The organism is Mesorhizobium sp. B1-1-5, assembly GCF_006443065.1.
In the GTDB taxonomy this organism is placed as follows: domain Bacteria; phylum Pseudomonadota; class Alphaproteobacteria; order Rhizobiales; family Rhizobiaceae; genus Mesorhizobium.
In genome coordinates this window covers 1-2293 of record NZ_VFWS01000238.1, presented here as the reverse complement: position 1 = coordinate 2293, position 2293 = coordinate 1, and the positions used below count along the sequence as shown (strand labels likewise).

4 protein-coding genes are annotated in these 2293 nt (G+C 63.5%); all 4 read right to left on the bottom strand.

Features of this window, described 5'->3' with window-relative positions:
- Nucleotides 1-418: ATP-binding cassette domain-containing protein (locus FJ980_RS29910; protein WP_140547217.1), on the bottom strand; the 418-nt coding region annotated here is incomplete at its 3' end.
- 25 nt (nt 419-443) lie between these two features.
- Nucleotides 444-1118 carry an amino acid ABC transporter permease gene (locus FJ980_RS29905; protein WP_140547216.1) on the bottom strand — a complete coding sequence of 225 codons (675 nt, stop codon included), beginning with the start codon at nt 1116-1118 and terminating at the stop codon, nt 444-446.
- The gene (locus tag FJ980_RS29900) at nt 1115-1786 is read right to left on the bottom strand and encodes an amino acid ABC transporter permease (protein ID WP_140547215.1); all 672 of its coding nucleotides are present in this window, start codon (nt 1784-1786) and stop codon (nt 1115-1117) included. Before FJ980_RS29900 ends, FJ980_RS29905 begins: the two co-directional genes overlap by 4 nt.
- 122 nt (nt 1787-1908) lie before the next feature.
- A partial coding sequence (locus tag FJ980_RS29895) for a transporter substrate-binding domain-containing protein (RefSeq protein ID WP_140547214.1) occupies nt 1909-2293 on the bottom strand: 385 nt, incomplete at its 5' end.

The following is a 2293-nucleotide window of genomic DNA, read 5'->3' as shown; positions in this document are numbered from 1 at the left end:
CAGGATAGGCGTTGACCTTGTCGGCAAGCCCGACCTTGGCCAGCAGTTCGCGGCCGGCCTGCTCGGCCTCGGCGCGCGGGATCTTGCGGACATGGATCGGCGCCAGCGTGACGTTTTCGAGCGCGGTCTTGTGCGGGTAGAGGTTGAAGGACTGGAAGACGAAGCCGATCTCGGTGCGCAGCTTCGTCATGTTGGTGGCGGGGTCGCCGAGCCGCTGGCCGTCGACGACAAGGTCGCCGTCCTTGATCGTCTCCAGCCCGTTGATGCAGCGGATAAGCGTGCTCTTGCCCGACCCGCTCGGGCCGCAGACGACGACCACTTCGCGCGGCTCGACGCTGAGCGTGATGTCCCTCAGCACGTTGAGCGTGCCGAACCATTTGTTGACGCCGCGAAAATCGATCATGCCCGTTTTGGTCATGTGGTCGGAACCTTTGGGTTCGATGTCATATCTGCACCTCGCCATGGGCGGCACCGATGCGCCGCTCGAGCCGGCGGGCGAGCATGATCAGCGGATAGCAGACGATGAAATAGCCGACGCCGACGAGGAAGAACACCAGCAGGCCGTTCGGCACGCGCTGCACCACCAGCCAGCCGACGCGGGTGAGATCGGTCAGGCCAATCGCAGAGACGACCGAAGAGTCCTTGATCAGCAGCACATATTGCCCGATCAGCGGCGGCAGCACGATGCGCATCGCCTGCGGCAGCACCACCTGGCGCATGCGCTGCCAGCGCGACAGGCCGGACGCCAGTGCCGCCTCGACCTGGCCCGTCGGAACCGAACGGATGCCGGCGGCGACGATCTCGCAGATGAAGCAAGCGGCGAGGTTGGTCAGCGCGATGATGCCGGCGGTGAAGGCGTCGAGCTCGATGCCCAGCTCCGGCAAGATGAAGAAGATCAGGAATATCTGCACCAGGAACGGGGTGCCCCGGATGAGGTCTACCCAGGCACCGATCACGCCGGAGATCAACCGGTTGTCGCCGGTCCGCAAGATGCCGAGGCCGAAGCCGAGCAGGGTGCCCAGCACCAGGCTGATCAGCGACAGCACCACGGTCATGCCGAGGCCGCGCAGCGCCAGCGGATAGCTGCCAGCAAGGCTTTGCAACTGTTGCCAGATCATGTGCGCGCTCCCGCCGAACCGAGCCAGCGGCCGGAGAGAACCGCCAGCCCTTTGAGGCCGTAATAGAGCAGGAGGTAGAAGGCGGCGATGGTGAGATATAATTCCGCCGGCATGAGTCGGTCGGAGGCGAGCAACTGGCCGGCGCGCGTCAGCTCGGCAACGGAGATCAGCGACAGGCGCGCCGAATCCTTGACCAGCACGATCGCTTGTCCCAGCAGCGGCGGGATCGTCACCTTGAACGCCTGCGGCAGGACCACCAGGCGCATGCGCTGGACATAGGTCATGCCCGAAGCAACACTGGCCTCAACCTGGCCGCGCGGGATCGACAGGATGCCGGCCCGAATGATTTCAGCGACATAGGCGCCGCTGTTCAGTGACAACGCGAGGATGCCGACGACGAGTTCGGGCAGCACGAAACCGAGGCGCGGCAGGCCGAAATAGAGAAAATAGAGCTGCGCCAGCAAGGGCGTGGCGCGTACGGCGTCGATATAGGCCTTGGCCGGCACCCGAAACAGCCAGCCGCGCTGCAGGTTCATCGCGCACAGCAGGATGCCGACTGCGAGCGCGCCGAAAAAGGACAGCGCCGACAGCCACACGGTCGTGACCAGGCCCTGCCCGACCAGGGGCAGGTATTCGACGATGGTGCGGAAGCTGAAATTCTCGAGCATGGGCGTGAATGGTGATTAGGGAGTAGTGAGTAGTGAGCAGTGAGTAGTGAGGCGGATCCGGAATTCCCTATTCACTACTCACTAATTCGCTACTCACTAATCCCTAATTCCCTAATCCCCAATCAGTGATCTTTCTTCCAGTCTTCCGAATTGAGACAGTAGTCGAGGTTCTTCTGCAGGCGGCCGTCGATGGTGACCTGGTTGAGGAACAGGTTCATCCAGATCAGGAGATCCGGCTCGTCATAGCGGGTGGCGAAGGCAAGCGGCTCCTTCGAGAGGAGGTCCGGCATGATTGTGAAGGTCCCGGCCGGATAGGCCGTCGACTGGCCCTTGACCGCCGAGACGTCGTTGACGCCGCAATCGGCCTGGCCGTTGTTGACGGCGTCGAGCAGCAGCGGACCGCCGCCCTTGTAGCTCTTGATGTCGGCATCGGGGAAGGCTGCCTTGGCTTCCTTCTCGCCGGTGGCGCCGAGCAGCACGGCGATCTTGGTGCCCTTGGCCTTGCAG

Bases quoted from the DNA above. Each gene is read 5' to 3' on its own strand.
- FJ980_RS29905 (WP_140547216.1), bottom strand. From the start codon at position 1,118: ATGATCTGGCAACAGTTGCAAAGCCTTGCTGGCAGCTATCCGCTGGCG.
- FJ980_RS29900 (WP_140547215.1), bottom strand. From the start codon at position 1,786: ATGCTCGAGAATTTCAGCTTCCGCACCATCGTCGAATACCTGCCCCTG.